Origin of the sequence: Dietzia sp. WMMA184 (assembly GCF_002441635.1) — a bacterium.
GTDB classification, from domain to species: Bacteria; Actinomycetota; Actinomycetes; order Mycobacteriales; family Mycobacteriaceae; genus Dietzia; species Dietzia kunjamensis.
Genome location: NZ_NXEI01000001.1, coordinates 1,903,287 through 1,928,207, shown reverse-complemented (window position 1 = coordinate 1,928,207; position 24,921 = coordinate 1,903,287). Strand labels below are relative to the sequence as shown.

Here is a 24,921-nt window from a genome sequence, read left to right as displayed (position 1 = left end):
GCGAGGTGGAGCGAGGATGGTCGAACCACGTGTGGCTCCGCGGAGACGTCCTCGACCGCGGCTCCTCGGGGACTCCGCACGCGAAAGGACAGGCGACGTCGATGCAGCCGTTGATCCGCGCCGCGAGCCTGCGCGGGTTCGCTGAGCTCGTCACTGAACTCGGCGGGGATCCGGATCGGCTGCTCGCGCGGTTCGGCATCGAGCCAGAGACGTTGGCGGACGAGGACGGGCTGCTGTCGATCACCGACCACGACCGGATGCTCGATGTGGCGGCAGCCCACCTGCGCTGCCCGGACCTCGGTCTGCGGCTGGCCGAACGGCAGGACGTGACGATTCTCGGCCCCATCGCGCGCGCGATCGGATCGTCGCAGACCCCCGCGGAGGCACTGGAGTGCGCGGCTCGGTTCATGTTCGTGCACAGCCCCGCGCTGAGGATCGAGGTCGCCGACGACCCGTGGGGCCGGCGCGGCGTGATCGCCCTGACGTACCGCAAGGAACTGACCGAGTCGCCGTACTCGCCGCAGGCCGCCGAGTTGGGGCTGGGGGTGTTCTACCGGGTGGCCGTGCATCTGGTCGGGCAGTCCACCGGGTTGCGGTCGGTGGAGGTGCCGCACGGACCACTCTCGCCGGTCGGCCGGTATCTGGGCTTCTTCGGCGTCGACGTGAAGTTCGACCGGCCCGCGGCCGCGCTGTGCGTCGACCGTCGGATGTTGGATGCCACGTTCGCCTCCGCGGATGAGGATCTCCGTCGCGCGGCCCTCGATCACCTGACGGGCTCGTACTCCGACCCGTCGGACTCGGTGGCTCACCAGGTGCGCCGCCTCGTGGGGGAGCGCCTTCCCGGCCGCGTCCCCACCCTCGTCGAGGTGGCCGGGGCGCTCCTGCTCCACCCGCGGACGCTGCAACGTCGCCTCGCCGCCGTCGACACCACCTACGGCCGGGTCGTCGACGACCTGCGTCGGGATCGCGCGCACCGGTTCATCACGACCAGCGACCTGTCCTTCACCCAGATCGCCGACCTGGTCGGTTTCGCCGAGCAGGCCACGCTCAGCCACGCGGCGCGCCGGTGGTTCGGTATGTCCCCCGGGGAGCTGAGGCGGACCACCAATCTGTCGCCCTGACACAAGTTTCCCGCCGCCGGACACCGGATGCTGGTGTCGACCGCGGGAACGACCGGCGCCCCCCGGGCGGCCACCCCATCGGCGAGGAGGAGCGAACGATGCTGCGCGAAGATCCACCGCGTTCGGACCAGGTGTCCGGACCCATGCTCGAGCAGATCGGCGCGCGGCCGATCCCCGAATTCGACGGCGTCCACGACGTGTGGCCGCGGGGCGAGCGGCTGAGGGCGGTGCGCTCGGTGGCCGCCGAGTACAAGAAGCGGTTCGTGCAGCAGGGGCAGGTGCGGGCGGTGCGGTCAGTCGACGTGGCCGGGGCGCCGTACCCGGTCAAGTACGCCTTCGACAACGCGGTGTCGGTGCCCAGCCTGCCGTTGGTCACCATGATCAACCGCATGGTGGTGGTCCAGTACGACGACTGGAACGGTCGGCCCCGCACCCTGGTGTTCGAGCCGACCGTCCCCGCCGGTTCCGCCAAGGCGCCGTTCTACGCCAATCTGGAGAGGCTGGTCGACGCCGTCCCCGGCGGCCGCCTGGCCAGCAAGGCGATTCTCAAGTACTTTAACGAGCCCGCCGAGGCCCTGGCCAAGGTGGGGCTGCGGCCGGAGGACGTGGACTTCCTCACGTTCGACCACCTGCACGTGCAGGACCCCCGGATGATTCTCGGCTCGAGCGAGGTGATCGCCGGCGAGCCGACGCCGCGCACCGCCCTGTTCGGCGACGCGCAGCTGCTCGTGCACCGCCGCGAACTGGCCACCCTGGAGGACCTGCACCCCATGCAGTGGGCCTGGTACGTCGAGGACGGACTCGACGGCGTCCACCGGGACAGGTTCGCCGTGTTCGACGGCGACATCGAGCTCGGCCCCGGCATCGCCCTGCTGTGGACGCCCGGCCACACGGACGGCAACCACTCGCTGGTCATCAACACCCCGGACGGCGTGTGGGTGTCCTCCGAGAACGGCATCTCCCTGGACAACTGGCAGCCGGAGCTGTCGAAGATCCCGGGCGTGCGCCGCTACCACCGCGAGTACGGCCGCGAGATCTGCCCCAACGCCAACACCCTCGAGGACGCGCTGGACCAGTACGACTCCATGATCAAGGAGAAGACCCTCGCCGACCCGTGCCCGACCGACCCGCGCTGGCTGCAGATCCTGCCCTCCACCGAACTGGCGCCGTGGAAGCGTTTCTGGCCGGTGGTGCCGACGTACTGCCACGGTGGGATCTCCTACGGCGAGATCCGCGCCGGACTGAGGGACGGGAAGTGACGACGACGACGAGGATCCGCAGCGCGCTCGTGACCGGGGCCGGTCGCGGCCTGGGCCGAGATATCGCGGGCCTGCTGGCCGACCGCGGGTATCGCGTCATGATCACCGATCTGGACGAGCAGTCGTCCCGGACGGCGGCCGCGGAGATCGGGCGGGGTGCGCTCTGGGCCGCTGTCGACGTCCGCGATCGCGGGCAGGTCGACGAGGCCCGGGACCGGCTGGTCGCGGAGACCGGGGGCGTGGACGTGTGGGTCAACAACGCCGGTGTCCTGCTCACCGGCCCGGCGTGGGAGCAGACCGACGACCAGCGGCGGCTCATGCTGGACGTCAACGCGCTGGGGACGATCAACGGCACGGTCGCCGCGATCGAGGCCATGCGCGCCCGCAGCGCTGGTATCCCGGGCACCGGCGCGACCGGCAGTGGCGGGCACATCGTCAACATCGTCTCGCTGGCGGGGATCTCCGCGGTCCCGGGCGAGGCCGTCTACGCGGCGTCCAAACACGCGGTGATGGGCTTCAGTTCCAGCACGGCCGCCGACTTGCGGCTGGCCGGGGTGGACGATATCGACATCTCGTGCATCTGCCCGGACGGCATCTGGACCCCGATGCTCTTCGACAAACTCGAGGACCCGCAGGCGGCGCTGTCGTTTTCGGGTGTCCTCCTGCAGTCGGAGGACGTGGTGCGCGCGGTGGGCAGGGTGCTGGAGTCGCGGCGCCCGGTTACGGCCGTCCCGGCTAGGCGCGGGGCGCTGGCCAGGCTGGGTGCCGCGTTCCCCCGCCTGGCGTCCGCCCTCCTGCCGCTGATGGCCGCCAAGGGTCGCCGGAAGCAGCGCACTCTCCTACGAACGCAAGGATCGTCCCGCTCTTGACCACTCGGACAGACCCCTCCGTGATCATCCATCGTGAGGTCGACCTGCAGTCCCGGTTGCTCTACTGGGCCGGGCGGGCGACGCTCCGTCAGGTGTACCGCTTCTGGCCCATGACCGGCGCCGGGATCCGGGGGCTGGCCGCAGTCGAGCGCGGGTTCTCGCGACTGGCGGGCCCCGCCGGGGTGCGTGTGGAACGGACCGTGCTCGGCGGCACCGCGGCCGAGACGTCGACCCCCGATTCCGTCGGCCCGGACGCACTGGCCGACGTGACCGTGCTCTACCTCCACGGCGGCGCGTTCGTCTTCTGCGGCCCCGGCACCCACCGTGGGCTCTGCGGCCGGCTGGCGATGGACCTCGGCGTGACCGTGCACTCGCTGGACTACCGGATGCTGCCGGAGGTCGACCTGGCGACCGTGGTCGCGGATGCCTACGCCGGGTATCGCGCTCTGTCCGAGCAACTGCCCGCGGATCACCGGATCGTGGTGGCCGGGGACTCGGCGGGCGGGTACCTGGCCGCCGCGATTTGCGAGTTGGCCGCCCGCGACGGCGTCCGCCAGCCCGCCGCGATGGTGGGTTACTCGCCCCTGCTCGACGTCGATGGCGAGGTGCGTGAGGGGCCGTGGGCCACGCGCGACTCCTACCAACCGGCCGTCACGGTGCAGCGGTTCCAGAGGCTGTGGCAGCACCACGCCGACGGGCTGGAGAGCAGCCGTTCGATGCTCACCTGCGATCCGGAGGTGTTCCCGCCGACGCTGATCACCCTGGCTGCGGGCGAACTCGTGGAACCGGCCGCGCTCCAGCTGACCGAACGCCTCCACGCGGCCGGGCGGCCCGTCGAGACCCATCGGTGGTACTCGGCAGTCCACGCGTTCTCGGTGCTCGCCGGCCTGACCCCGCACAGCCGCCACGCCGGCGGGATCACGGCCGAGTTCTTGCGCCGGACGATGACGGCGCCGGTCTCACAGCACCCTCTCTCAAGACATGCACGAGATGGGTCTTGACCGTGCCTTCGGACAGGTGCAGCGACTCGGCGGGCTGCCGGTTGCTCGAGCCCCCTCGGTCACGGCGCGCAGGACCTCGGACTCCCGGTCCGTGAGCACCGGCCGAGAACCACGCATCCGGCTCAGTAGCCGGGCGGCGACCGCTTCGCCGCGACGATGCTCGTCCTGCCGCACGGCCTCTTCTGCGGCCGCGTCGACCAGGCGGAGGACCCGGCCGACATCGCCACGGCCTACACCGAGGAGCGGGTCGACGAGCGGTACCTGCGTGGACGCAGTAGCCACTCGGCGGCCGTGCAGAGCGCCCAGCACCATGCCCGCGCGGTGGTGGGAGCTGATCGAGGTCAGGGGCGCGTAGGAAGCGTCAGTGCGTCAGACGGTCTCCACCACGGGCTCGGACAGGGAGTCGGCCGCGGCCTCGGCGGCGGTCTCCTCGAGCGGGAGGGTGCAGGCCAGGGGCTCGCTGCCGGACCAGTCGTGGCCCCAGTAGCTGTCGGCGGTGATGTTCTGCGGCAGGTACTGGTTCTCGTCCACCATGAGGCCGTCGTAGCCGTACTCGATGTCCCAGCCGCCGGGCGCGCGCAGGTAGTAGGAGATCATCTTGTCGTTGGTGTGCCGGCCGAGGGTGGAGGAGATGCCGAACCCGTGCTCGGTGGTGCGCTCCATGGCCTGGGCGACCATGTCCATCTGGGCCACCTCGAGCATGATGTGCACGATCCCGGGGCCCATGTGCGGGGCGGGCATCACGGCGAAGCTGTGGTGGCGCGGGTTGACGCCCATGAACTGGATGCGCAGCGGCGGCATGCCGGGGGCGGTGGGGAAGGGGAACGCGCCGCGGGTGTGGAAGCCCAGCACGTCGCGGTAGAAGCCGATGGTGGCGTCGTAGTCGGTGGTGGGGACCACGAGGTGGCCCAGGCCCAGCTCGTCGGTGACGAACTCGGTGCGGTACTTGGTGGAGACCTTGGAGTGGTCCAGCTCGGCGCCGTGGAAGATCTCCAGGCGCTGGCCGCAGGGGTCCTCCAGGGTGATCGCGCCGTCGACCTTGATGGCCTGCGCCTCGTCGTGGGTGAGGTCGCGGTAGGCGATGCCGTGCTCGGCGAGGGTGGCCCGGACGCGGTCCAGGGCGATCTCGTCGCGCACCTCCCAGCCCACGGCGGCGAGGTTGTCCTTCTCCGCGCGGCGCAGGGTGATGCGGCGGGCGCGCTCGTCGAGGCGCAGGTGGAGGGTGTCGTCGTCGCCGCCGGCGCCCACGCCCAGGTCCAGCACGTCGTGGGCGAGGGTGCGCCAGCGGTCGAGGTCGGTGGTGTCGATTCTGAGGTAGCCGAGGGCACGGACGTCGCCCATGGGGTGTCCTTTCGCCGATGAGGGTCCCGGCGTGCCGGGGGTGCCGCCGTCCGTCGCGCTGCGCGCGCCCGGGGGAGGATGAGGACACTGTGACCGCGTTGTGGCGCGCGTCACCGTTCGATTCCGGTGGATGGGAAAGGTGCAGGTGGGCTGGTGGGTTTTATGACGACGACGACGAGGGGCCCGCTCGCCCGGCCGACTTCGTCGACCCGGTGGCGCATCACTTCGGCGGGGGTGTTCGCCGAGCGCGGCGAGTCGGCTGGAACTTTCACCACGACGGTTCGGCCGGTCGGACGACTGACCGGCGGTAGTCGTCGTGGTCGGCCGATAGCCATTACGCGACCGCGGCGCCGTCGGCAGCGAGTCGCGAGCGGTGGGCGTCGAAGCGGGTGTTAATGTCACCGGAAGGCCGATGTCAGCGAGGTTGACTCCTGCGCCGGAGAAGCCCGGTCGGGGGCGGCTCGACCGAATCCTGTGGGTCGGCGGCAGTATCGGAGCGTCGCCGATGCTCGGCGGGCCCGGCCGGGCTCCGGTGTCTGACCTGTGGGCGACAATGGTCGTCGCCATCGGCTGAGCAGGTCAGTCTCGAGGAAGTAGAGAGAATCAACACGTGAACCCCGGAGTCGCCATCGCATCCGTCACCCCCTCGGCCGCGAGGCTCACGGAGTCCCTGAGGGATATCGGGTACGACTTCAGCTCGGCGGTGGCTGACCTCATCGACAACTCGGTGAGTGCCGGTGCGGAGAAGATACGGGTTTTCATGGAGTTCGACGGCGAGGGCTCTCGTCTCCTCATCTGCGACGACGGGCACGGAATGTCGGTGAACGGTGCTCTCGAATCGCTCCGGTTCGGCAGCCGCCGTGACTACGAGTTGGGGGATCTCGGGCGGTACGGGCTCGGACTGAAGACCGCTTCTCTCTCGCAGGGACGTTCGGTCACCGTCGTCAGTCGCACAGCCCGGATGAAGGAACCCCAGATCCAGAGATTGGATCTCGACCTCATCGCCGAGCGCGATGACTGGATCGTCGTGGTCCCGCATCCTGATGCCGCGACCACCAGAGCTCGTGAGCTGCTGGCCGGTGAGCCGGGGACCGTCGTGATCTGGGAGAAGCTCGACCGGATACTGCCGGCCAGGCAGTCAACCGGTGGGTGGGCGAAAAGGCGATTCGACAGCCTGCGTGAGAAGCTCATGGCGCACCTATCGATGGTGTTCCACCGCTTCCTGGCCGGCGAGGGGACCGCGCGGAAGATTGAGATCTGGGTGGACGACCAGCCGCTCACGCCGTGGGACCCCTTCCAGCGAAACGAGCCGGAGCTGAAGGAACTCGGCCCGGAGTCGTTCGAGGTGATGGTCGGCGACCATGCCGGAAAGGTTCATCTCCGCCGCTTCATCCTGCCGTCGCGAAACGCGTTCTCGTCGCCGGAGGCCTTCGAGGCGGCGTCTGGTCCGCTCAAGTGGAACCGCCAGCAGGGCTTGTATATCTACCGCGCCAACCGGCTCGTGCAATGGGGCGGATGGGCCGGGACCCGGGCGTTGGACGAGCACACGAAGTTGGCACGAGCCTCGGTCGACTTCGACACCGACCTGGACGCGGCGTTCAACATCAATGTTGCGAAGATGCGGGTCGCTCTCCCCCCGCAGCTCAAGCAGATGCTGGGACGCCCGATCTCGGAGCTCTGCATCCTCGCCAACAACGCTTACCGCGTCGACGCTCCGCGTAGGCGTAACAATGGCGCAGCCGGCATGCCGAGCGAGGTGTCCAACGGCGCCGAGATCGGGCTGGCGATCAAGGCGGCGCTCGTCCGTACCGGCAACTTCGACGCCCTCAAGCAGATCTCGGACCTGCTGAAGAAGGAGTCACCGGACATGGCGAAGTCGCTCGGGTTCTGACCTCAGAAAAGCGAGGTCGGTTCATCTCGTTTGTCGTTGGCGTACGCACAGTGGTCCGACAGCGGGCACATGCTGCACCGAGGTTGGTCGATGGTACAGACCGACGCCGCGAGCTCGATGAGACCGAGCTGGGCGTCACGCGACTCCTCACCTATACCGACCAGTCTGGCGACTGCCAGTCGGCCGTCGGTCAGCTTGTTGCGCTTGTCGACGTCGTTGCCCAGGAACCGACTGGCCACCCGGAGAATGCCCTTTCCGGTGAGAATGGGCTCCTCTGATTCCAACCCGTTCTCGTCGGTTGTCGGCACGGCCAGCTCGGCCAGGTCCGCGATGGACGCAGGGATCGTCGGAAGGGCGGTGCGGTCGATCGTCGGCGACCAGAGGGCATCCGGGGCATCGGCCATCTGTCCGGCCAGCTCACCGAGCTGGTCCGCGCGCGTCGAGCGTCCGACTCCCTCGGCCATGTTCTTGAGGATGGCCAGGGCGTCGTCCGCGGGAAGGGAGCCTCGGGGGACGTCGAGCGCTGCGATGGCGGGGAAGAAGCTGCGCGTGACGGCCCGTGACGCTCTGGCGAGGAGGATCTCACTGGCGACGAAGACCCACCGCGAGCCTGATCGGAACCAGGGGAGGGCGAGGTCGTCCACTCCGCGCCCCCGATACCAGGTTGCCATCCTCGCCGATATCTCGCGTGTGTTGAACGGCATCGACCGGCCGGCAGCCAACGCTGATCTGATCGACTTGCCCACGGTCTCGGCGACCAAGGGGGGGACCGCGTTACCGATCTGCTTGAAGGCGGCGGACGGTGGTCCCGAGAAGCGGAAGTAGTCGGGGAAGGACTGGATGCGCGCGGCCTCGCGGACGGTGAGCGTCCTCGGCTGGCGGGGGTGGATGTACCAGTACCCGTCCTTGGCGATGTGCGCGGTGATCGTCCTCGAGAGGTCGTTCTCGTCGAGACGCTTGTACTTGTCGTCGAAGATGTCGTTGCGGTACCGCTGGTGCTCGGGCGCGAGGTCGGAATATTTGGTCTTGTGCGTCATGGTCTCGAATGCCGCACGATCGTCTTCACGAACCGGACGGGTTATGTGGTCGAACACCTTATGGGCGTCCGCACCCGCCACACCGCGCCGCATCCTCTGTTGATACTCGGTTACCGGACCGTCGTACTCCGCCCAGCCCTCGGCGCCACCCTCGGGGCGCCAGCCGCCATCGACCTCGGGAAGCTCCCCGATCGCGTTCCACAGTGTCGTCTTGGTAGGGGCGTCGGCGGGCCACTCGAAGGCGACGCCGTCTCGCAAGGCGACCACGAGGAGGCGCTGACGCATCTGGGGAACGCCGTACCTCCACGTCTCCACGATGCGGGTGTGGACGGAGTAGCCGTCCTGTTCCAGCTCTTCGACGATCGATCGAAAGATGAACATCTCGCGGTCGAGTGCGAGGTCCGGAACGTTCTCCATGAGCACAGCGCGAGGCCGCGCGCTTCCGACGATCTCGAGGAATGAGCGCCAGAGATCCCGCCGTTCATCGTGGGGATCACGCTCTCCGAGCTGGACGCGGTGTCGGATCATGGATCGGCCGGCCTTCGAGAACGGTTGGCAGGGCGGGCCGCCGGCGATGATCTCGACTCGGGCCTCCTTGATGAGTCCCGCGACGCGTTCGACGACGTCCGCGTCCGCGAGGTCCCAGTCCAGGGACAATCCTGCGAAGTGATGGGCGTGGGTGCGGACAGCGGCTTCGTAGTGGTCCGCGCCGAGCACCACATCGTAGCCGGCCTCCTCGAGACCCAGGCTTATTCCTCCGGCGCCGGAGAAGAGGTCCGCAGCGAGATGCGCGCCACGCCCCCGCAGCGATCTGGTGAGACGCTTGAATTCCCCGACGTCCGCGGCGTGGTGCTCGTGCGGAGGCAGATCGAGGAAGGGGCCGCGGACCAGCTTGACCCCGTACGGAGATTTAGAAGTCCCCAACTCTCCACTATCCACAACTACACCTTACCGAAAGCAATGACAAGATATTAAATCCGAGCCCCTTCACGGCTTCAGCGCGCCGCGGCGGTGCTCACCTCTGCCTCCTCTAGGTCGCCGCCTTCGTTTAACTTCAAGATAGAGATGTTCAAGTATTGGGGAATTAGCTCGTCGACTTCGTTCTGACTGAGGGTGTCGAGCAGGAATGGTCCAGTGGCCCAGGTTACTGTTTTCGAGAATCGTCTAGCGAGAGTGGACCTAGCGATGGGGCCGTCGTAGGCGAGTAGGGCCCGGGTCATTGCCCGGATGAGGGTGCGGTTCCTCGCGAGCGCAGTCCGTTCGAACATCCCAACCAGAATATCCTCGCCGAGTGTGCCCTCATTTCCTAGGAGGAGGTCGCCGATCACTTCCTCTCGTTGCCATGCGCGACGAAGTGAATTCCGGGGCATTCCGAAGATTCTCGTTCGATGCATGTCGGGGAACCTGAGCACGCTCAAGTGCGGCATAACCACGAGAGATAAAAAATTCCAGGTGTCGACATGGGCGGCGTCCGCTGGCGTAATCTCGAGCGAGCGGTGTAACGCGCGCCCAAGTGCAATGTCGAAGACGCCCACCTCGCGTGGCCCAATAATGCCCCGATCGATCCACTCTTGTGTGGCGGCTTCTGCAGCTTCCCGAACTGCCGCAATACGCGTTTCGGTCGCTACGGTTCCCCCTGTTGGTACGGGGCTCGCCGATGAGTGCGATAGCCGGCTTAGTTCCCTTACGGCCGCTAGTCCCCCGGACCGGTAGGCCTCCGATATGGAAGAATAAGCGGATTCGGCCGCGGCCCCCGATAGCCGAGGGTATACGTAATGACTCATAGAGAAGCAACCTCGTCGAAGGGGAGACTGTCGTATAGGAGACGCTCGAACGCAGCAGGATCAACACTTAGCAGTTGAATCATCGTGCTCAGCTCGCGGTTAAAGTAGGCTGAGCACATCGAGTCCACCACATAGATCACGCTCCCATCCGGCCACGAGGTGTGGGATTCGTACATTCCACTACGCGCAATTTCGGCGATGAGAAGTCGCATAGTGTCGATTTGCATCAAGCGAGCGGCCGTCGCGTTCTGGGCTGGTTTCGCCGCGAGCGCTCCAAGTGGGTGCTCCGAATTGACAAAGAGTCGAATAGAGCCCATAAATGAGTCGCTGAGCTCCTCGAAGTCGGACACCAGCGTCCAGGGTGCGGACTCAAAGCCGATGGAGCTAAATCCGCAGACCTCAACGGGAAAGCGCCCCCCAGACCCCTCCAGCTGCGCCCGCTGCGGCTCCGAGGTGAAGAGGCGCGCCCCACTTTTGACCGAGGCCGGCGACTGCCGAAGTGGCTCGGTTGATTTCGCGACAAGATGTGCAGTCGCAATGAAGGAGTCGGCGACTCGGCCGCTGGGAATTTCTACGGCCAGCGATTGGGGCCCGTCCATGATGGCGGATTTTTCGAGAAAGCGTTCCGAGACGGCAGGGCAATCAACCGTAATAACGAGTTCGATCGCTTCGATAGGTAAGCCAGTGCTGGAGGTCAGCTCTTCTGTGTTGATTTCTACGTCTACCCCGACGACCGTGTGGGTATTGTAGTCCCACCCCGGAACCAGTTCGGGCAGGTCACTGATCTCGCCGTCGCCGAGGCGGTACCACCACTGCTCGATATTGATTGATGCGGCGCTGGCAACTCTGTGTGGGAGTACTCGAAAGTGCGCCATTAGGGAGTCTCTATCCGAGGTTGTAAGTCGATCGCGACTTTGGCGCTAGAATCAAAGGCGTAGAAAGCGGTGTCACCATCTTTCATCTGCATGTTCTGGTCTGCGACAATCCCCGAATCCAAAAGCCAACCGTTGTTTCGAAGTACAACGCGGTTGATAGGTTCACGACTGTTCCCCTCGGTCCCGATTGACAGGTCCATCGACACAGAGCGAGACTGAGAATCGTTGGCTCGCATTTGAACTGTGACTATCGACGTGTTCCACTCTGAACCCGGAATTGGGTCGGTTCTGACGCCGGAGATGCTGACTTTAGCCTTCGACTTTTTCGGAGTCGAAGGGATCGTGCCGTTCCGCCGCTTAGTTGGAGCGGGCCCGTCTAAACCCACTAGTAGTCCGGCTAGGAAGTCACCGATCTGGGCAGCGGGTGGTTGAACACCCACTTCGCCCAGAGACTTAGTCGGTGCTAGGTACGACGCCACCGCTTCCTTTACTTTCCGAAGCGCTACATTGACGATCGACTTCTGCGTCTTCACTGTCACGGTCGCTGGGTTCCATTCATCGTGCGCTGGGGGTTCGGCGGCTGCGAACGCCCCATCTGTTGCTGAGACAGGCTTGAACACACCGACCCATGCGAACCCTTCGACGGCTAGCGCGGGGAAATCTAGATACTTTACGACGAGTTCGGCCTCGTTCCTCATTAAGGCAACTCGGTTTTCCGCGAGTCGCTTTGGGCCGGGGTCCTCGTGCTCAACACCTTGTCCCGAGCGCTTATCTATTGGAAACCGGGTCATGCATAAATGACCCACGACATCGTTATAGCGAGTAATCGGAAACGCTCGAACGTTGTCGGAATCCGTCGAGCCGCCGCTCTGGATTCTTCGAACCATGTTCAGGCATTCCCCGTAGTTGGCCCGAATCTTGTGTGACGCCTGATCTCCGATTGGAATGGGCTCGCCGTCTAGCAGTATTGTGATATTCATCCGTGCGCGCAGCAAGTCTGAATCGATCAACTTCGGCCAGAGATGGTTTTCTACGACTTCTGCGATCGAACGTGCTTGACTAGGCCGCGAGTCATCGTCATCGCCAAAATGCGGGTCGAGAATTAGAATACTTGTACCCGTAGCCGAACGCTCGAACCCGCTCGAGAACACGTCTGCAGCGATACGTTCTGCTTCGGCTCCTATTAGCGGTTCAACTCTGTCGCCATTTTCTGGGATCCGCCCCCACCAATGCCGCCCAGTGTATCGTCGGCCGCCCATATTGAAACTAGGCCCGATCGCAGAACCGATCAATCGGTCTTCTAATTGACCATTGTTCGCACACCGTGACCAGATCAATACCGTCCCAACACTGCTCGACGAGTAGGACACGGTCTTTCCGTAGCCGTAAGTACCGCCCGACATGCCCTGGCTCTTCGGTGCGCCTAGGTCGAAAACAAAGTCGATAAAGTTGGTGGGCACCCCCGAGGCAGGCTCAAGGTCATTCCGAGTCGGACCACCTAGACCGATTGTACCGCGATCGGAAATCTCGATAGCCCAGACCTCATCGCGCGTCAAGATTTCCTGTAATCCCTCTGGTCCCCCAGCCTCTCCAAATACGTCGCGCCTCAACGCGGTTAGATTGTTGTTGGAGAGGCGTCGTAGATTGATGCAAAAGTCAATATGATCTGCGGTGCCGCGGGCGTCCCAGGAGTTCTGAGCTGTCTCGCGTACTAATACCTCCAACTGTTGAAGGTCTGGCCGTCCGAGTAGCTTCTCGGCTCCCTGCCCATGGATATCGCCGGGGGCGAACCGCTTCGGGAACCACTTCATTGAATTCCGTTCGTCGTCGCCCGTCGGCGTTCTAAAGACCTTGCGGGGCGTACGCGCTATGGGATCAGGCTTGGCGCCCACCTGACTCACCTCTTTCGTCGTCTTATACGACGGGGAAACCTGTTCAGTAGAACTGCGCGGTCTAAGCGAGGGAACTGGTTCACGTGGGGATTTCGTCGGCACAGCCTGCGGCGCGCCCGCGGCCTGGGGGGCCGCCGAGCTCTTCGACTCCGCGACTGCAGCGACTGCCTGTGAAAAAGTGGCTCCGCCTTTGAACGCAGCCTTAGCCGCTTGCCACTTTGGTCCGGTCGGCTCTAGTTTCGCCGCCCGCATGTATGCAGCCAACACCGTGTTCTCACTAATCTTCTTTCCGCGGAAGTGTTGCTTAACTGGAGCCAGCGCTTCCTCGAGCTCGTCAGACATGTGGGCTCCAACTAGCGAGAACCTGTTCGACTTGATGCTCATCGAGCGGCGGCGGCGCGGCGACTAATTCGATGTCGAACCGGACATTTTCCACTCCGGCAGTGAGCTTTGGACCGAGATCGCATCTCTTCAGGCCCGGAAAGCTATCCGTCACCCTCCAGAGCTTGAACCCGATGCACTCGAACCGATGGTCGGCGTCTGTACCTGATTCATATACGTATCCCGCCTTGGAGATCTTCTTGATCAATTCGACCTTAGACACACCGATATTGACCAACCGATCGATCCTGTCGTCCAAGCTGGGGGCATTGGGGCTCTCCCTAAGGTGGTAGACGGCGAGATAAAGGCGTGCTCTAGAGCTGAAATTTAATTGGTCGAGCCCGTGAATTGACGTGCGATTACCCTCTTTCGAGGTCGTCGCCTTCACCTCGATCGCGGAGTTCTCGTCGGATACGAAGTCATGGACTACGCCTTCTGGCCCCACCCAGGAAGTCAATGACCCAATCGGATCAAGTCTCGCTAAGCTCTCAAGCAGTGCCAGCTCGCCCACTAGACCGGCGATTGTCGTAGCTGCGGTCTGACTTGAGGCGGTCTCTATTATTTGTCGCCACTCGTCCAAGGTGTTCAAGCAGGCGGCAACGGGATCCGCGGCGCCGGATATGACTCGAGAGACAACCTCGTCGAGCAATCGGTCGAAGACCAAAAACAGACGTGGCTTGCTGCAAGCGACATCAAGATAATCGGTCATCGCCGAGTCGCCGAATAATGTTCTCTTGGAAACTGAGATTGCCTTGTGGGAGAACGGCGTTAGCTGTTGGCTCGGGGTAATCGGAATGAGCAAGTGTCGATCACCGTGGTCGTCAATACCGACGAGGATGCGACCGATGTCGGACGTGGACGCGATCTCCCTCGTCAAGATTTGAGACATTCCGACGTCGCGCTGCTGCTCTGAAAGATATACAAAGTGCTCGCCGACATCCATTTCTCTAGGCCCTCTGTCGATCGGCGCCGTCGAACTGCGCCGACCCTTCTAGGTCCGGAGGTGTCTCGTCACTGTCTACAGTCATCTCCCAGTCTGGTGTGACTGAATAGTAGTCGCCTTCTTCTGCTACCCCGTCGTTACCAATGTCTGGGAGAATTATTCCGACTCCGATGAGATGTTCCGGAGAGGTCATTGCCCTTCTGCTGTTCGTTCGGAGCTGAGCTGGGCTCAATGGGACGGAGTGCTTGCTTACTGGGTAGATGATGATCAGTCCATTGCCGTTTGCGTGGTCTCGCCGCAACTCTCGGGCGGCCGTGTAGTCGAGAGCTTTTCTGTCGGCGATCAGCGCGGGATCTAGATCGGCGTACCAGTCGCTCTGCGAGAGGAGCGACTTTATGTTGGCGACTCCCTTCGAAGACGAAGTCAGGGGAGCGCGATTGACAGCCGGGACTTCGACGGGAAGGCCGAGGTCGATGCTCCCTAAATCGATCACTGTGCCGTCGAGTGTCTGCTGTTGGGCCGATCCCTTGATTACCAGATTCCATCGACGATCCGACGCGGCGGTCTCAATCCAGCCGATCAAGTGGTCCGCGCGCATGCTCGATTGATCGGGGTGGATTCGATAGCTGTTGAGGAATCGGATAACAGTCGCCGCGGGTAGATCGTGAGCCACCCACTTCGGCGACCCGGGGATCTGACGAACTCCTGCGGCCGAGGAGTTGGACGCCTCCGCGATCAGTTTCCGTGCGGCGTCGATATTCTGGCGCTGTAGCGAAGCGTCATACTCATCGAAAATGAATGTTTGCAGGCGCTTTCCGGAAAATGACACCCAAACAATGTCTGCATGCTGCATCTTGTTCTTCGCTACAATGGCGAGTCGCCCAGGGTGGCTGCGGACGCGGATCCCCATCTCTTTGGGCGTGACCTGCATCTTCTCCAAGCGTCGCATGTCCTGTCTGATCTCTTCTTCGATCAAGGCTAGGAATTGGAACTCTAGTGCAAGGGAACGAGGCATCCAGATTCGAGGAAGATCCTCGTATCCCGGCCTGAAACCGAACCATCGACCCATCTGGAGAAGGGTGTCGTAAGTGTTAGATGTTCTGATGAAGTACGAGACCACTAGGCCTTCGAGGGTCAAGCCTCGTGAGAGTGTGCCTCCGCCAATGGCGATGACGGTTTCCGTTAGCTTCTCGCCGTCATCGTCCTCTCGCTCGTAGTCGAGGCGGTCGCGTGAGAATCCGTTATCGACGATGACTCGGACGCTTTCGGCTACCGAACAGAGACGCTCCTGCACTGTTTCCCACGGAGGCATTGGCTTAGTAGCTGAATCGGACGCGCGTGCGGCTTCTCGCTCGAAACTCTCGCGGAACGCGTCCGATTTGCCTTCCGCGAGTTCTCGGAGGCGCATTTGTAGATGTGCATCGACCCTCTCCTTCATAGCGAAGTGAGGACCTACGAAGTGAGTTGTGTGAATGAGCATAGAGCTGTGCTCTGCGGCTTCGCCTCTTGCATGGCGGATGGCTGTCGAGACGATGAACCACGATATTGCCTCGATGAGGGAAGGCGGGAGTTCTGGGTCGAAGCGATTACGGTTCTCGGCACCGGACGGGGGGCGGAGCTGATCTGCGTCTTCATCGGGCACATACCTGATGACGTCCATTCCATCGCTTGGCGTGTCTTCCTCATCGAGGGGCTCTCTGCCGAAGAGTCTCTCAGCGCCGAAGTAGGCCTTGGGCCGTGGAAGGTCGACGATGAAATCTGCTGGATAGAGCTCCTCTTCATCGTGGGGGTCCATGAAAACGTTCGCGAACGGGGTGGCGGTGTATCCGACGTATGTCCCGGTTTTTACTTCAGCCCAGATTTCGCGTACCAGCTCGTTAATCCGTGTCCTTGAGTCGGCGTTGGTAGACGAGTTTGGAGTGGCCTGATCAGCTTCGTCGTCAAGAATCATTACTGGTACGCGGGCTCGGATATCTTCCGGGATTTCCGATAGCCAAGTGCGAAGCGATTCGAGCCGACTCTGGTTCTTTTTGACAACAGCGATCGCCTTGGTGCCGTTTTTGAGCATGGCGGAGCCGTTCGTGACCGTGCCGAAGTCGTCATCCCTCGTTGTTAGGGGTGCCCAGCTGTCGTCTAGGAGGTCTTTGGTAAGGCGCACCTGTGTCTGTCGTCGGAGGTTGTTGTGCATTCCAGCGAGAACGATGAAAAGTTGGTAGCCGGCGTCAGCCGCTTTCGCCATGACCGCTGTGTAGTTGGCTGTCTTGCCAGATTGGACGTGTCCGACGACCATTCCGCGCTTCTTGAGTCGTCGGACATTCGGATCGGCGCACAAGGCGACTACCTTGGTAGACGCCTTATCGATCTCTGGCAGGGCCTCGGACAACGATCCGAGCTGCATTTTTGCCCTCAGTCGCGGCCAAAACTCGTCACCCTCTTCTTCGCCGGTGTACCAACTCTCGTGGGTCAGCTCGTCACGGACTAGGTCCTTCACGACGCCCGCCGGTTCTGTCAAGAGACGGTTCCGGGCGCCTTCGCGGCGGATTGCGTCGGCGGCCGGCTTCAAGGTCGAGATGTCGACGCCGAGGCCGCGAGCAGTTGAGCGCATAGCTGCTTCTAGGTCCTCGCCATGTCGACGCATTCGCCCGATTAGTGTTTCACGGATGAATGCAGGGTCCATGTGGGCTCTCCTGGGCGGGGGCGAGGTAGGTATCGGGCGCTGGCGGGTCGGCCACGGCCGACAACCGATGGCGAATTACTTATGTTGTCTCACGTTAGCATGGTGGGCGTCTGGATTGGACGAGCGTTATAATTGAGTGTGCGATGCTGCGCGGCGGTTCGTGTTCCCAGAAGCGAACAGCTATCCAGCCAGCATCCTCGAGGGTCGCGAGCACGCGTCGGTCGCGTTGCTGGTTTTCGTAGAGCTTGCTGGCCCACCACGTCCGATTGCTCTTCGGAACAGTCCCGTGTTCCGGGCATCCGTGCCAGAAGCAGCCGTCGATGAACACCGCTAGTTTGTACTTACGCCAGCCGATGTCGACTCTGAAACGCTCATCGCGAAGTGGGCGAAAGTCGACCCTGTAGCGGATCCCTTCTGCGTGGAGGATCCGTCGCACAGCCATCTCGCACCCGGTATCGCGTCGCTTCTGCCTCGACATGTTGACGCGAACCGTCTCGGACGATGCAGCTGGCCGCTTTGCGCGGGCTGGGGATTGGTTTCGTTCGGCCGTCATCGGACGTGCTGGCCTATCGATGCAATGGCGCACCACTCGGCCGAGCGGATCGGTTCTCCGTCTCGACGCCGCATCTGGCCACCGCAGCGCCTACGAGTGGTCGGCAGGAGGAATACCAGCGTGCTTGGTGCCTGCGCTTGGGCGACGCCGTTAATGCTGCTCGCCTGCACTGACGCAGGCTGATGTCCGTCCACGTCGGCATCCTACGGCGGTGAACCGCGCCGGGTGGAGGTGTCGGTCAACCCGTACCTGCGGTTAGCTGCGGCTCTCATGCCATATCGCCCCAGTCGGTGAACCCCGACGGGTCGTGGCGGCCTAGGTTCGCGTGTTCGAACAGCCCCCAGCCCACGTCACCGTTGCAGGTCGCGCGGGCCACGTGGTCGATGGTGTTGAACGGCAGCATCGCGACCACGTCGGGGGAGGTCATGTCGTAGGTGACCGACTCGCTCCACTCGCGGCCCATCCAGCGGCCGTGCGACCACGCCGGGTCGCCGACGTAGCCCGAGCCCATGCTCAGCGGGACGCCGCCGAGGGTCTCGACCTCCAGCAGCAGCGGCTCGCCGCGGGGCGTGGTCAGGTGCAGGCGCGCGCAGTCGGGGTGACGGGTGCCGCTGCGGTAGTCGACCTCCATCCGCGGCCAGCCCAGCTGCTCGATCCGCCCGTCGGCGAACACCCGACTCGCGTGATTGAGCGTGCGGTGCCCGTCTGGGCTCTCCTGCAGGATCACCACCATCGCGTAGTCGTCGAAGCGCAGCGGAACGTAGGTCCACCAGAAGCCCTCCCGCGGCTCGGCCGCCCACCGGCCGGCGGGATCCGACTCGCCGCTCGGCCGGATGCCCCACGAGCGGTCCCGCGTCCCCAGCCACGCGTTGGGATCCACGGCGAAGTCGCGCCCGTCGACCGAGAGCGTGCCCGACCAGCTGCCCACCTGCGCGAACCGGCTCGCGTCGAGCATCGCGCGCGTGCCCTCGAGCAGCACGTGCCGGTCCTCGAGCACCGCGTCGAACGACCCCTCCCACGTCATGTCCACCGACAGGTCCGGGTGTTCGCACACCAGCCGCAGGGTGCTCAGCGGCTCGATCACCTCGATCCGGAAGCCTCCCACTGCGGGCGCGAGTGAGCGGGCGTCGAGGGCGTCGGAGAACCGCACGGATCGCTGGGTGTCGCCGTGGCGGACGGTGACGAACGCGTCCACGACCCCGAGATTGGGATACGCACCGAACCCCGTCACGAGGAACACGTCGCCGGTGCGGTCGTGCGCGTTGAAGTAGTAGCGGTCGTAGAAGTTGCGGTCACTCGTGCCGACCTGGGTCATCGGCAGGGGCGTCTGGTGGACGGGGAACTCGTCGAGCGGCGTCGGCTTCATCGGCAGGCCTGTCGTGTCGGGTCAGGAAGGTGATTCCACTCTGGTGCAGAGAGCCGTTGAATGTCACCGCTTCGTACGTAGTCCCGGCATGGGTGCGCGGGAAGTGAGTCCGCCGTCGTCGCGCTAACAGGGGCGACATCCCGGCAGCCATCTGGGAGCAGTACGGCCACAACCCGACTCCTGTCGTACCGGCGATGCATACTGAGGGCACGTAGGAGAGGAGGGGGAGGTAAGCCATGACCATTGTGTTCGAAAACCCAACTGAGCCGGAGCTTCGCGAGAAGGAGCGGCTCGCGCTCGCACGGGTCGGCCACAGCTACGAGGAGCTGGCCAAGCTCGCCGAACAGTACCTCTTGACCGACGAAGAGCGGGAAGTCTGGGACGAAGTCAAGACGATTCGCTTCCTCTTATGGGATGACTGACGACTTCGGAAGCGATTTCGGTGACGACGAAAAGCGCGACGCAGACCTTCAACGCGATGTAAGCGACTTCGCGGTGAAGTGCAGTAGCCGCATCGAATCGACGCTGGCCGGCGCCCGATCTGAAGAGCCGTTGAGTGTCGTCAGATCTCCCAAGGGGCCGAGGTTCTCGTTTGAGTTTCGGCGACCACTGAAAGCAGAACGAAATCCTGCCTCGATCGGATTTGTCGAGGTCCACTTCACGGTGGGGCGCGACCGGGCGGGGCGCTACATGGCCGTGTACGAGTCCGCGTTCAAACTCCTTGATATGCGCAAGCGACCGATCTTGCGGATGGAGTATCTGCGCGAGCCGGTGCACGTACCGTCTTCTCACATTCACATACACGCGCAGAGTGGGCCACTAACGCTGTTCCTTGCCAAGACGGGTCACAAGACTCCGGCTGCTGTCGAGTCTCTCCACATCCCGACCGGCGGAGAGCGCTTCCGGCCTTGCGTCGAGGACTTCTTGGAGTTCCTGATCGCCGAATGCGGCGTTGAAGGAAGTGGTGACTGGAGAGAACAGATTGACCAAGGGCGAGCTGAATGGAGGGACTATCAAGCCCGCTCGGTCATACGCGAGCGGCCAGAGGTGGCAGCAGAAGTCCTTCGAGAGCTGGGAGCGAAAGTTGAGCTTCCGGAAGGCGGATTTCAGCAGTCACCGCGAAACGCCTTCTGAGTGCGGTCAGCCGGCGATCAGGCGGGCGAGCATCGGGTGGTGGAGGACGTACTCGTCCGGGTGGGAGGGCGCCTCCTGCTCACCGAAGTGGATACGACGACGAGTGATCCGCGACAGGATGATGGCCTGCCGCAGCCCGGCGTAGACGTAGTAGAACGGAAGATCCCGGACGGTGGAGCCGGTCAGCTGCTCGTACTGCTCGACGACCTCGGAGTGGTCGAACACGTCCGGGATCCCGGGGAAGCCGAAGGTCTCCGCGAGGTCCTGGAACAGGTCGTGGAAGTACAGGAACCAGCCGAGGTCCACCTCGGCCGGCGCGATGGCCGCCATCTCCCAGTCCAGGACGGCGGTCGGGGTGGTGCCCTCGTAGAGGATGTTGCCGATGCGGGCGTCGCCCCAGCTCAGCACGTCGAGTCCGGTCTCGGCGGGCCAATGCTCCTCGATCCAGTCGAAGGCGCGCTCGATGAGAGGGATCCGCAGCCCGTCCTCGCGGGTCGTCCACTCGTAGTAGGCGCGCTGTTCGTCCACGTGCGCTCGCAGCGCGCTTATCCCGGGCGCCGGGGCCAGCATCGGCAGGAGGTCGGCCGGCGCGGGGATGCGGTGGATCTCCGCGAGCACCGCCACGGACTCGCGCTGGAGCTCGGCCCGCTGCTCGGGGGCCATCTCGAGTAGCCAGCCGTCGAAGACGTACGGGGGATTGTCGACCGGCGCCCGGCCGCTGGCGCGGTCCATCACCAGGAACGGCGCTCCGAGCACGGCCGGATCCTGCTCGAGCCAGCGCACCCGCGGCACCGGCAGGTCGGTGGCCTCGCCGACCGCCCGCATCACGTCGAACTGCTTCTGTAGGTCGTAGACGGGGAACACCGCGAACGCGTCGTCCAGCGGGCACATCCGCGCGACCAGGCGGGCAGGCCGCGGTTCGGACGGGCCCGCCGGTGCGCTGGCCTCGGCCGGGGCCCACGTGGCGTCGAAGAGCACCGAGATGTTGGACATCCCCGAACTCTCCGGCCGGCTCACCGCCGAGACCTCGACCCCGGCTGCAGCGTCGACCTCGTCGCGCTCGGCCAGCCAGGCCGTGAGGCGCTCACGGAAATCGTCGAGATCGGCCTCTCCCGAGGTGACCCGCTGGTGAAGCGGCTCATCGGAGCGTGTCTGCGTCATGTGATCGGACCCTTCGTGCGGATCTGATGCGCGGGCGGGACCCCGCGACGAGCTCAGTGTGACCCACGGCGCAGGGGTGGGGGCCCGAAACGCCGACGCCGGCAGGCGGCCACGGGGTGCGGGGACGGGAAGCTCGTCGTCGTCGTCGTCGTCGTCGTCGTCGTCGGTCCGGTCCCGCACGTCACCGACGGTGGCACCGGTGTGACCCACGCCCGTCACGGGGGCGGACGCGGGTGGCGCCGATCCGTGACCCGTCACCGACCTCGCCGCGTCGGTAGCCTCGACACACGAGCCGCGGATGTTCGCGGCGGTGACGGTGAGCTACGAAAAGGTGGTGCGTTGTGTCGGTCCCCTTGAGCATTCTCGACCTGGTCTCCATCTCCGAGGGGGCCACCGCGCGTGACGGCATCGCCGCGTCGATGGAGTCGGCCCGCCTCGCCGATCGGCTGGGCTACTCACGGCTGTGGTTCGCCGAGCACCACAACACCCCCAACCTCGCCTCGAGCGCCACGTCGCTGCTCATCTCCCAGGCGGCATCGGTGACCGAGCGGATCCGCGTCGGCTCCGGCGGCGTCATGCTGCCCAACCACGCGCCGCTCATGGTGGCCGAGCAGTACGGCACGCTCGTCAACATCCACGGCGACCGGATCGACCTCGGCCTGGGCCGCGCCCCCGGCACCGACGGCATGACCGCGCAGGCGCTCAGCCGCTCATCGGCCGAGCCGCAGGCCTTCGCTCGGCACATCTACGACCTGCAGGGCTGGTTCGGCGAGGAGGGCACGGCGCGGAGCACCCCGATCCTGTCGTCGGTCTCGCAGAACACGGAGGTGCCGATCTGGGTGCTCGGCTCCACCGTCAACGGCGCCTCCATCGCCGGGCAGCTGGGACTGCCGTTCTCGCTGGCCTCCCACTTCGCGCCCGACCAGATCGACGACGCCATCCGCGTCTACCGCGACTCGTTCAGCACCGAGGCGCCCACCGCGCGCATCGACAAGCCCCAGGTGATGGCCGGCATCAACGTGGTCGTGGCCGACACGGACGAGGAGGCGCAGCGGCAGTTCACCACCCTGCAGCAGATGTTCCTCGACCTGCGGGCCGGGCGCAGCCGCAAGATCCAGCCGCCCGTCGACCCGTCCGAGTTCGCCGGCAGCACGCCCGCGATGCTCGAGATCAGCGCCGTCGGCTCGCCCGCCACGGTCAAGGCGCAGCTGGACGAGTTCGTCGAGCGCACCGACGCCGACGAGCTCATCACCGTCACCTACGCCTACGACCCGGCCGTGCGGAACCGGTCGATCGAGCTGCTGGCCGACCTCTGGTTCTAGTCACGCGTCGCACCCGTGGAATTCCTCACCGTACTGTTCCTCATCGGTATCACCGCCGAGGCGATGACCGGCGCGCTGGCCGCCGGTCGCGAGCGCATGGACCTGTTCGGGGTGGTGATCGTCGCGTGCGTCACCGCCATCGGCGGTGGCTCGATCCGGGACGTCCTGCTGGGCCACTATCCGCTCATCTGGGTGGAGAATCCGTCCTACCTCGCGTTGGTCGCGCTGGCCGCGGTCGTGACCGTGTTCGTCGCCCCGCTCATGCGGCACTTCAGGGTGCTCTTCCTCGGGCTCGACGCACTCGGACTGACCGTCTTCGCGATCTTCGGCGCCCGGATCGCCCTCGAGATGGGCCACGGCGTCCTCATCGCCGTCGCCGCCGCGGTCATCACGGGCGTGTTCGGGGGAGTCATGCGTGACCTGCTGTGCGACCGGGTGCCGCTCGTGTTCCGGCACGAGTTGTACGCCAGTGTCGCCATCCTGGCCGCACTCGTCTACGTGGGCCTCGCGGCTGCGGGCGTCCCCGAGAACTGGGGCGCGGCGATCACCCTGGTCGTCGGGTTCGGCCTGCGAGTGGCCGCGATCCGCTTCAAGCTCTCACTACCGGTGTTCGACTACCAGGAGATCGAACACCGTCGGCGTGGACGTCGTCGGCACCGCTGGAGCCGGGTCTCGTCTAGAGACCTGGACTGACACATCGGGCTCGTCACCGACGGCGCGCCCCCGGCCGCGCGCAGGCCCCGCCGTCCGGAAGCGGGCCGGCCCCGCCGCTGGTAGAACGGGGCATGGCCATCGACTCGTTCGAACCCCACCCGCTCGTCCGACTACTCGGCACACCGACGGCCGACTTCACCGCCGCCGACCTCGTGCGGGCCACCGAAGAGCTGGAGCTGAGCCAGGTCAACCTCCGCTACGTCGGCGGTGACGGTCGGCTCAAAACGCTCGCCTTCCCCATCAATTCGCGCGAGCACCTCCACGAGGTGCTCACCCGCGGCGAACGCGTGGACGGCTCGAGCGTCTTTCCCGGCACCGACACCGAGGCCAGCGACGTCTACATCGTCCCGCGCCACCGCACCGCGTTCCTCAACCCCTTCGGGGAACGCACCTCGCTCGACGTGCTCTGCTCGTTCTACGCTCCCGACGGGACGCCGCTGCCCTACGCGCGCGAGCAGGTCGTGCGCCGCGCCGCCGAGGTGCTCACGCGGGAGACCGGCATGACGCTCGAGGCCTTCGGTGAGCTGGAGTACTACCTCGCCGCCGATCCCGAGCCGATCTACCCCGTCGAGTCCGAACGCGGCTACCAGGAGTCGGCGCCCTTCTCCAAGCACGAGCGGGTCCGCGAGCAGGTGCTGGGGCACCTCCGCGAGATGGGGGTCGCGATGAAGTACGTCCACGGCGAGGTCGGCAACATCCTGGAGGATGACCGACAGCTGGTCCAGCACGAGATCGAACTCCAGCCCGTCCCCCTGGAGCAGGCCGCCGACGCCATCGTCCTGACCAAGTGGGTGGTGCGTCAGGTCGCCTACGCTCACGGCCTCGAGGCGACCTTCGCCCCGCTGGTGAGCGGCGACGGCGCGGGCAACGGACTGCACATCCACAGCCGCCTGGTGCGCGACGGTACCAACGTCATCGTCGACGACGCCGGCATCACCGACACCGCGCGCAGACTGATCGCCGGCTACCTCTCGGCCGCCCGGGCACTGTCCGCGTTCGGCAACACCGTCCCCACCTCCTACCTGCGGTTCGCCGAGGGCGACGAGTCGCCCGAGGACATCTGCTGGGGGATGCAGGACCGTACCGGCCTGGTCCGGGTCCCGCTGGCCTGGGGCGGCGACGTCCTGGCCGACATGGTCGCCCACGCCAACCCCGGCAGCTCCGAGCCGATCCCCGGGCCCGCCACGCACCCCCAGACCGTCGAGTTCCGGCTCGGCGACGGCTCAGCCGACGTGCACCTGCTCCTGGCGGGCATGGCAGTGGCGGCCAGGCGCGGGCTCGACGACCCGGGCAGCCTGGAGCAGGCCGAGCGCCTCAACGCCGCCGACGGCGAGGACTTCGAGACCCTGCCCACCTCGTGCGCGGAGTCGGCCGACGTGCTGGAGGCCGAGCGCGAAATATTCGAGGCCGACGGTGTGTTCCCCGCCGCGCTCATCGACTCGGTGCTCGCGGGGCTACGCGGTGATGACGACGACGATGACGACGACAACGACGACGACGACGAGGTGGGCGACTCCGGAAGCGGAGAGGCCGACCGGGATGAGCTCATCCGCCGTCACTGGCACGTCGGCTGAACCTGCCCGGTCGGCGAGGTGGTCCG

Annotated in this window: 20 protein-coding genes; 10 read left to right on the top strand and 10 right to left on the bottom strand. The window is 65.1% G+C overall.

What is annotated here, in order from left to right; genetic code table 11:
* The first annotated feature begins 101 nt into the window (after positions 1-101).
* From CK206_RS08850 to CK206_RS08835, 4 genes are all read left to right on the top strand, one after another.
* Complete coding sequence (locus CK206_RS08850; protein ID WP_067714565.1) at positions 102-1,121, top strand: AraC family transcriptional regulator; 1,020 nt, start codon at positions 102-104, stop codon at positions 1,119-1,121.
* Between the two features lie 98 nt (positions 1,122-1,219).
* Positions 1,220-2,380, top strand: a complete 1,161-nt coding sequence (locus tag CK206_RS08845; protein ID WP_254050530.1) for a hypothetical protein — start codon at positions 1,220-1,222, stop codon at positions 2,378-2,380.
* Positions 2,377-3,249: an SDR family oxidoreductase gene (locus CK206_RS08840; protein ID WP_244294160.1), complete on the top strand. Its 873-nt coding sequence runs from the start codon at positions 2,377-2,379 to the stop codon at positions 3,247-3,249. Before CK206_RS08845 ends, CK206_RS08840 begins: the two co-directional genes overlap by 4 nt.
* Positions 3,246-4,250 carry an alpha/beta hydrolase gene (locus CK206_RS08835; RefSeq protein WP_143337716.1) on the top strand — a complete coding sequence of 335 codons (1,005 nt, stop codon included), beginning with the start codon at positions 3,246-3,248 and terminating at the stop codon, positions 4,248-4,250. Before CK206_RS08840 ends, CK206_RS08835 begins: the two co-directional genes overlap by 4 nt.
* A gap of 369 nt (positions 4,251-4,619) precedes the next feature.
* Here CK206_RS08835 and CK206_RS08825 read toward each other — a convergent pair whose 3' ends face one another.
* Positions 4,620-5,591 (bottom strand): VOC family protein, encoded by a 972-nt coding sequence (locus CK206_RS08825; protein WP_096906187.1) that lies wholly within the window; start codon positions 5,589-5,591, stop codon positions 4,620-4,622.
* Between the two features lie 610 nt (positions 5,592-6,201).
* Between CK206_RS08825 and CK206_RS08820 the strand changes: the two genes are divergently transcribed.
* Positions 6,202-7,482, top strand: a complete 1,281-nt coding sequence (locus CK206_RS08820) for an ATP-binding protein (RefSeq protein WP_254050529.1) — start codon at positions 6,202-6,204, stop codon at positions 7,480-7,482.
* A gap of 2 nt (positions 7,483-7,484) precedes the next feature.
* Here the strand turns inward: CK206_RS08820 and dcm are convergent, their stop codons facing one another.
* From dcm to CK206_RS08785, 8 genes are all read right to left on the bottom strand, one after another.
* The gene (gene dcm / locus CK206_RS08815; RefSeq protein ID WP_254050528.1) at positions 7,485-9,458 is read right to left on the bottom strand and encodes a DNA cytosine methyltransferase; all 1,974 of its coding nucleotides are present in this window, start codon (positions 9,456-9,458) and stop codon (positions 7,485-7,487) included.
* Between the two features lie 56 nt (positions 9,459-9,514).
* Positions 9,515-9,847 carry a hypothetical protein gene (locus CK206_RS08810; protein WP_096906185.1) on the bottom strand — a complete coding sequence of 111 codons (333 nt, stop codon included), beginning with the start codon at positions 9,845-9,847 and terminating at the stop codon, positions 9,515-9,517.
* Positions 9,848-10,299: 452 nt separating this feature from the next.
* Positions 10,300-11,178 (bottom strand): hypothetical protein, encoded by an 879-nt coding sequence (locus CK206_RS08805; protein ID WP_096906184.1) that lies wholly within the window; start codon positions 11,176-11,178, stop codon positions 10,300-10,302.
* Positions 11,178-13,412 carry a hypothetical protein gene (locus CK206_RS19550; protein ID WP_143337715.1) on the bottom strand — a complete coding sequence of 745 codons (2,235 nt, stop codon included), beginning with the start codon at positions 13,410-13,412 and terminating at the stop codon, positions 11,178-11,180. Before CK206_RS19550 ends, CK206_RS08805 begins: the two co-directional genes overlap by 1 nt.
* Complete coding sequence (locus CK206_RS08800; RefSeq protein ID WP_096906183.1) at positions 13,405-14,394, bottom strand: PD-(D/E)XK motif protein; 990 nt, start codon at positions 14,392-14,394, stop codon at positions 13,405-13,407. Before CK206_RS08800 ends, CK206_RS19550 begins: the two co-directional genes overlap by 8 nt.
* Before the next feature lie 4 nt (positions 14,395-14,398).
* Positions 14,399-17,071 (bottom strand): Z1 domain-containing protein, encoded by a 2,673-nt coding sequence (locus tag CK206_RS08795; RefSeq protein WP_096906182.1) that lies wholly within the window; start codon positions 17,069-17,071, stop codon positions 14,399-14,401.
* 94 nt (positions 17,072-17,165) lie between these two features.
* Positions 17,166-17,624 carry a very short patch repair endonuclease gene (locus CK206_RS08790; RefSeq protein WP_096906181.1) on the bottom strand — a complete coding sequence of 153 codons (459 nt, stop codon included), beginning with the start codon at positions 17,622-17,624 and terminating at the stop codon, positions 17,166-17,168.
* 268 nt (positions 17,625-17,892) lie between these two features.
* Positions 17,893-18,990, bottom strand: coding sequence for a hypothetical protein (locus CK206_RS08785; protein ID WP_096906180.1), 1,098 nt, complete (start codon positions 18,988-18,990; stop codon positions 17,893-17,895).
* 236 nt (positions 18,991-19,226) lie between these two features.
* Here CK206_RS08785 and CK206_RS08780 point away from each other — a divergent pair, with 236 nt between their 5' ends.
* Together CK206_RS08780 and CK206_RS19545 are read left to right on the top strand one after the other, a co-directional pair.
* Positions 19,227-19,412, top strand: a complete 186-nt coding sequence (locus CK206_RS08780; RefSeq protein ID WP_061914077.1) for a hypothetical protein — start codon at positions 19,227-19,229, stop codon at positions 19,410-19,412.
* Positions 19,405-20,124, top strand: a complete 720-nt coding sequence (locus CK206_RS19545; protein WP_143337714.1) for a hypothetical protein — start codon at positions 19,405-19,407, stop codon at positions 20,122-20,124. Before CK206_RS08780 ends, CK206_RS19545 begins: the two co-directional genes overlap by 8 nt.
* A gap of 6 nt (positions 20,125-20,130) precedes the next feature.
* Here the strand turns inward: CK206_RS19545 and CK206_RS08775 are convergent, their stop codons facing one another.
* The gene (locus tag CK206_RS08775; RefSeq protein ID WP_254050526.1) at positions 20,131-21,495 is read right to left on the bottom strand and encodes a phosphotransferase family protein; all 1,365 of its coding nucleotides are present in this window, start codon (positions 21,493-21,495) and stop codon (positions 20,131-20,133) included.
* A gap of 131 nt (positions 21,496-21,626) precedes the next feature.
* On the opposite strand from CK206_RS08775, the gene CK206_RS08770 reads away from it, so the two are divergent.
* The 3 genes from CK206_RS08770 (at position 21,627) to CK206_RS08760 (ending at position 24,895) form a co-directional block, all read left to right on the top strand.
* Positions 21,627-22,607: an LLM class flavin-dependent oxidoreductase gene (locus tag CK206_RS08770; RefSeq protein ID WP_096906179.1), complete on the top strand. Its 981-nt coding sequence runs from the start codon at positions 21,627-21,629 to the stop codon at positions 22,605-22,607.
* A 63-nt stretch (positions 22,608-22,670) separates the two neighbouring features.
* Entirely contained in the window at positions 22,671-23,300 is a 630-nt protein-coding gene (locus CK206_RS08765; protein WP_371607079.1) for a trimeric intracellular cation channel family protein, read from the top strand.
* Between the two features lie 92 nt (positions 23,301-23,392).
* A complete protein-coding gene (locus CK206_RS08760) occupies positions 23,393-24,895 on the top strand; it encodes a glutamine synthetase beta-grasp domain-containing protein (protein ID WP_096906177.1) in 1,503 nt (500 codons plus the stop codon).
* The last annotated feature ends 26 nt before the right edge of the window (positions 24,896-24,921 follow it).